Raw genomic sequence first — 5,330 nt, 5'->3', positions numbered from 1 at the left:
GTCCCCGGGGCGGGTGACCCCCTCCCCGCCGAGGGCACCGTCCTGCGCCCGGGCGCCGACGTGGTCTCGAGCGCCCCGGAACTGGCCCGGCTCACCCTGAACATCGCGCAGACCCACCACGACGCCCGCGTCTCGGGCGCCGGCAGGTTGGTCTACGGCGGCCACACCATCGGACTCACGCTGTCGCAGGCCACCCGGGCGCTGCCGACGATGCTCACCGTGCTCGGCTGGCACTCCTGCGACCACGTGGGCCCGGTCCGCGAGGGCGACACCCTGAGCAGCGAGCTCGTGATCGGGGCCGCGGTCGATCTCCCGGACGGGGGGACGGCGCTCGATCTGCGGTCGCTCGTCACCGCCCACCGGGCGGACGGTGACGCTCCCGTCCTGGACTGGTCGTACACGGTACTCATGCCCGGACGCCCGGATCGGGGATAATGGTTGTCATGAGTTCAGAAGGCGGCACGCGGCCGGGGGTGGGCCGTCCCAAGAAGACGGCGCTCCTGGTGGCCCAGCAGATCGTCGAGGACATCTCCCGTCGCGGGAACACCGTCGGCGACCGGCTGCCCCCGGAACACCTCATGCTCGAGCAGTACGGGGTCGGTCGCGGGACGCTCCGCGAGTCGCTGCGCTACCTGGAGCTGCAGGGCGTGCTCATGCTCAAGCCCGGGCCCGGTGGCGGGCCGATCGTGCAGCAACCGGACGGGGGGACGCTGGCCGCCACGTTGAGCCTGCTCCTGCAGTTCGAGAACGCCCCGTTCTCCACGATCATGGAGGCCCGCACGGCGTTGGAGCCCACCATCTCCCGTCTGGCCACCTCGCGGATCGACGACGCCGGACTGGCCGGACTCGCCGAGAACCTCCGCCAGACGCGGGAGCAGATGGGCGACCAGGCCGCGTTCTCGGCCCACTCCGAGCGATTCCACGAGCTGATCGCCTGGAGCTCCGGGAACGCGCTCTTCGGCTACCTCTTCGATGCGCTGAGCGGCCTGATCGCCGGAGCCTCGATGGGCATCACCTACCCCAGGCGGCAGCGCGAGTTGACGTGCGACATCCACGAGGAGATCTACGCCGCGATCGCCGACCGGGACGGCGACACCGCGTCCCGGTTGATGTCGGTCCACATCCACGAGCACACCACGTACCTGGAGAAGCGGTTCCACAGCGCGCTCGCGAGGCCGATCCGGTGGGACCTCGACGGTTGACCCGGGTCATCGGGCCGTGCCCGTCCGAGGCGGATCAGATGTGGCGGCCGCCGGTGATCTCGAGGACCGTACCGGTCATGTAGCTCGACATGTCGCTGGCCAGGAACAGCACGACCTGCGCGACCTCGGAGGGCTCGCCGGCCCGGCCCAGGGGGATCTCGGCCATCTTCTCGTCCCAGACGTGCTGCGGCATCGCCAGGGTCATGGCGGTGCGGATGAGCCCCGGCTGGATCGCGTTGATGCGCACGTTCTTGAACGCGACCTCCTTGGCGGCGGCCTTGGTCAATCCGATTATCCCCGCCTTGGCGGCGGAGTAGTTGGTCTGACCCTTCAGCCCGACCTTGCCGGAGATGGAGGAGACGTTGACGATCGCCCCTCCCCCGTGCTCCCGCATCCGCCCGGCGGCCGCGCGGGTGCCGTTCCACGTTCCCTTGAGGTGGATCGCGATGATGTCATCGAACTGCTCCTCGGTCATCGTGCGCATCGTGGCGTCGCGGGTGACACCGGCGTTGTTCACGAACACCCCGAGCGGCCCGAACGCCTCCTCGGCCACGTCGATCAGGTGCTCGATCGCCGCCCCGTCACGCACGTCGCAGTTCACGTACCGTGCGGCGTCCTCGCCGCCCAGCTCGGTGACCGCGGCCGCGCCCGCCTCGTCGTCGATGTCCCCGATCACGACGCGCGCCCCGCTGTCGATGAACGTCCGCGCGATCTCCAACCCGATCCCGCGCGCGGCTCCGGTGACGACCGCGGTCCTACCCTCAAGAAGTCCCATGACGTGTGTCCTCTCCTCGTGCCCGCCCGGCCAGTTCGGCCAGGATCGCATCGGTGTGTCGGCCCAGTGACGGCACGGGCCCCATCGGTAGCTCTACGTCCGCGTAGGTGATCGGCGGGAGCAGGCCGCGGACGGATCCGGCCGGGGTGTCGACCTCGCGCCACCGGTCCCGCGCCTCGAGCTGCGGGTGGTGGACCAGTCCGGCGACGTCGTTGAGCCGGGCCGCCGGGACACCGGCGTCGTCGAGTCGCGCGGCCAGCTCCTCCGAGTCGTACTCCCTGGTCAGGGACCCGATCAGCGCGTCCACCTCGGCCCTGCGCGCCACGCGGGCGATGTTGGTCGCGTACCGCTCGTCGTCGACGAGATCCGGCCGGTCCAACACGTCGCGGACCAGCGCCGCCCATCCCCGGTCGTTCTGCACCCCGATGAGCACCTGTCCGTCCCTGGTGGGGAAGGCGTCGTACGGGCAGATCGAGGCGTGCGACAGGCCCATGCGCCCGACCTGCCGGTCCGCGTACATCCGGATGTACATGGGGTGGCCCATCCACTCGGCTGTCGCCTCGAACATCGACACCTCGATCGTGGCACCGAGCCCGGTCCGCTCCCGACGGAACAGCGCCGACTGGACCGCCGAGAGCGCATACATCCCGGTCGCGATGTCGGAGACCGGGACGCCGGTCTTGGTGGCGGTCTCGGGGGTACCGGTGATCGAGCACAACCCCGACTCGGCCTGGACGAGCATGTCGTAGGCCTTGCGGCCCGAGTACGGCCCCGCGTCGCCGTACCCGGAGAGGGTGACGACGACGAGCTCGTCCTTCCTCGACCGGAGCGCAGCGGCCCCCAGACCCAACCGGTCCATCGCCCCGGGTGCCAGGTTGCTCAGGACCACGTCCGCACGGTCGGCCAGCTCGAGCGCGACCCGCCGCCCGTCGTCGGAGGCCAGGTCGAGCTCGATCGACTCCTTGCCCCTGTTGAGCCAGACGAAGTGCGAGGCCAGGCCGTGGACGGTGTCGTCGTAGGACCGGGCGAAGTCACCCTCCCCCGGCCGCTCGATCTTGATGACGCGGGCGCCGAGGTCCGCGAGGTGACGGGTGGCCAACGGGCCGGCGACGGCCTGTTCGACCGCCACGACCGTGATCCCCTCGAGAGGGAGCGGCCCGCCTCCCGTCATCGTGCGGTGGCCTCGCGTGTCGCACCGCGCATGAGGCCGCCGCCGATGATCAGCCTCTGGATCTCGCTGGTCCCCTCGTAGAGGCGCAGCAGGCGGATGTCCCGGTAGATCCGCTCGACCACCACGCCCCGCATGTACCCGGTGCCGCCGTGGATCTGGACGGCCAGGTCGGCGACCTTCCCCGCCATCTCCGTGCAGAAGAGCTTGGCGACGGACGGGGCGATGCGTCGGTCCTCTCCCGAGACGTACTTGGCCGCGACCTCCCGGACCAGCGCCTGTCCGGCCATCACCCCGACCTGCTGGTCGGCGATCATGGCCTGGACCAGCTGGAAGTCGCCGACGGCCGTGCCCCCCTGCGTGGTGGTGGCCGCATGGGCCAGCGACTCGTCGAGCGCCCTTCTCGCCGACCCCACGGCGACGGCGGCGATGTGCACGCGACCGCGGGCCAGGGACGTCATCGCCGCGCGGTACCCGGCGTCATCGTCTCCCCCCACCAGCGACGAGGCGGGGACCCGGACACCACTGAAGTCCACCTCTGAGGTCGGGGCACCCTCCTGGCCCATCTTGCGGTCCTCCGGTCCCACCGTGACCCCTGCCGCGTCGGCGGGGACGAGGAACACCGCGATCCCCGGGCCGCCGGCGTCCGCGGGGCGGGTCCGGGCGAACACGACGAACAGATCCGCCACCGGCGCGTTGGTGATGAAGCGCTTGGTGCCGTCGATGACCCAGTCGTCGCCGTCCCGGACGGCCTTGGTCGCCAGCCCGGCGGGATTGGACCCCGCACCGTCCTCGGTCAGCGCGAAGGACGCGATCACCTCGCCGGACGCGATCCGCTCCAGCCACTCCGCCTTCTGCTCGTCGGTGCCGAAGTTCACCAGGACCTGCCCGGCGATCCCGTTGTTGGTGCCGAACAGCGACCGCATGGCCAGGCTGGTGTACCCGAATTCCATCGCCAGCTCGACGTCCTGGGTCAGGTCCAACCCCAGGCCACCCCACTGCTGCGGGATCGCGTACCCGAACATCCCCATCTCGGCCAGCCCGGCCCGGATGTCGTCGGGGACGGCGTCGGCGTCGGCGATCTCCCGCTCCCGGGGCATCACCACGGTCCGGATGAAGTCGCGGGTCGTGGCGAGGATGGCCGCGAAGTCCTCCGCGTCGACCTCGGGCCCCACCGAGTCCGCCTGCTCGCTCATGACTGTGTCCTCTGTCGTCCGTGATGGCCCTCGCGGAACCACGATCCGGTGAAGTATGCTTCAAACTATTATCATCAATTACGGAGCGGGGCAATAGTCACCGCCGGACCCCCGGGAGCCACCGATGGCCGAATCCAGCGAGTCGCGACCGCTCAGCGGCATCCGCGTGGTCGAACTCTCCAGCTTCGTGGCCTCTCCCCTGTGCGGGCTCACGCTCGCCCAGCTCGGCGCCGAGGTCATCCGCGTCGACCCGGTGGGCGGCGCGGCGGACGTGCACCGCTGGCCGCTCGCCCCGGGCGGAACCTCGATCTACTGGACCGGCCTCAACAGGGGCAAGTCCTCGGTGACCCTCGACCTCCGTTCCGACGAGGGCCGGCAGTCGTTCCGGGACCTCGTCACCGCGCCCGGGGAGGGCTCGGGGATCCTCGTGACCAACTCCGCCGGCCGGGAGTGGATGAGCCATGAGCGTCTGGCCGCGGTCCGACCCGATGTCATCACCCTCGAACTGCTCGGACGTCGCGACGGCCGCCCCGGGGTCGACTACACCGTCAACGCCGCCCTCGGGTTCCCCGCGATCACCGGACAGGACGGCGGGCAGGGCGGTGGACAAGACGGCGGACAGGGCGGTGGACAGGGCGCCGGGCAGGTGGTCAACCACGCCCTGCCGGCCTGGGACGTCGCCGCGGGCCTCCACGCGGCTCTGGCGGTGGTCTCCGCCGTCCGCGAGCGGGAGAGGACCGGCCGGGGCCGACGCATCGTGCTCCCGCTGGACGACGTCGCCCTGGCCACCGCCGGCGCGCTGGGCTACCTCACCGAGCCGCAACTCGACGGGTCCACCCGGCCCGCCGTCGGCAACTACGTCTACGGCACGTTCGGGAGGGACTTCACCACCGCCGACGGGGGCCGTGTGATGGTGGTCGCCCTGACCACCAGGCATTTCCACGACCTGGCGCGGGTGACCGGGACCCGGGACGCCGTTGACGCCCTCG

The 5,330-nt window shown here is 71.0% G+C and carries 5 protein-coding genes and 1 pseudogene; 3 read left to right on the top strand and 3 right to left on the bottom strand.

Annotated features, from left to right (window positions below; all coding sequences use genetic code 11):
* Window positions 1–435, top strand: a pseudogene (locus G6020_RS09290) (acyl dehydratase); the annotation flags it as partial.
* Window positions 436–443: 8 nt separating this feature from the next.
* Window positions 444–1,202, top strand: a complete 759-nt coding sequence (locus tag G6020_RS09285; RefSeq protein ID WP_179525659.1) for an FCD domain-containing protein — start codon at window positions 444–446, stop codon at window positions 1,200–1,202.
* Window positions 1,203–1,236: 34 nt separating this feature from the next.
* Here the strand turns inward: G6020_RS09285 and fabG are convergent, their stop codons facing one another.
* The 3 genes from fabG to G6020_RS09270 are packed head-to-tail and all read right to left on the bottom strand — an operon-like array spanning window position 1,237 to window position 4,341.
* Window positions 1,237–1,977, bottom strand: coding sequence for a 3-oxoacyl-ACP reductase FabG (fabG, locus tag G6020_RS09280; protein ID WP_179525660.1), 741 nt, complete (start codon window positions 1,975–1,977; stop codon window positions 1,237–1,239).
* Window positions 1,964–3,148, bottom strand: coding sequence for a CaiB/BaiF CoA-transferase family protein (locus tag G6020_RS09275; RefSeq protein WP_182610416.1), 1,185 nt, complete (start codon window positions 3,146–3,148; stop codon window positions 1,964–1,966). The genes fabG and G6020_RS09275 overlap by 14 nt, the downstream gene beginning before the upstream one ends.
* Window positions 3,145–4,341 carry an acyl-CoA dehydrogenase family protein gene (locus G6020_RS09270; protein WP_182610415.1) on the bottom strand — a complete coding sequence of 399 codons (1,197 nt, stop codon included), beginning with the start codon at window positions 4,339–4,341 and terminating at the stop codon, window positions 3,145–3,147. The genes G6020_RS09275 and G6020_RS09270 overlap by 4 nt, the downstream gene beginning before the upstream one ends.
* Window positions 4,342–4,465: 124 nt before the next feature.
* Between G6020_RS09270 and G6020_RS09265 the strand changes: the two genes are divergently transcribed.
* The coding region (locus G6020_RS09265; protein ID WP_241732640.1) for a CoA transferase at window positions 4,466–5,330 on the top strand (865 nt) is incomplete at its 3' end.

Origin of the sequence: Dietzia sp. B19 (assembly GCF_014145155.1) — a bacterium.
GTDB classification, from domain to species: Bacteria; Actinomycetota; Actinomycetes; order Mycobacteriales; family Mycobacteriaceae; genus Dietzia; species Dietzia natronolimnaea.
The sequence above is the reverse complement of the archived record's forward strand: the minus strand, read 5'-3'. Positions and strand labels throughout refer to the sequence as shown.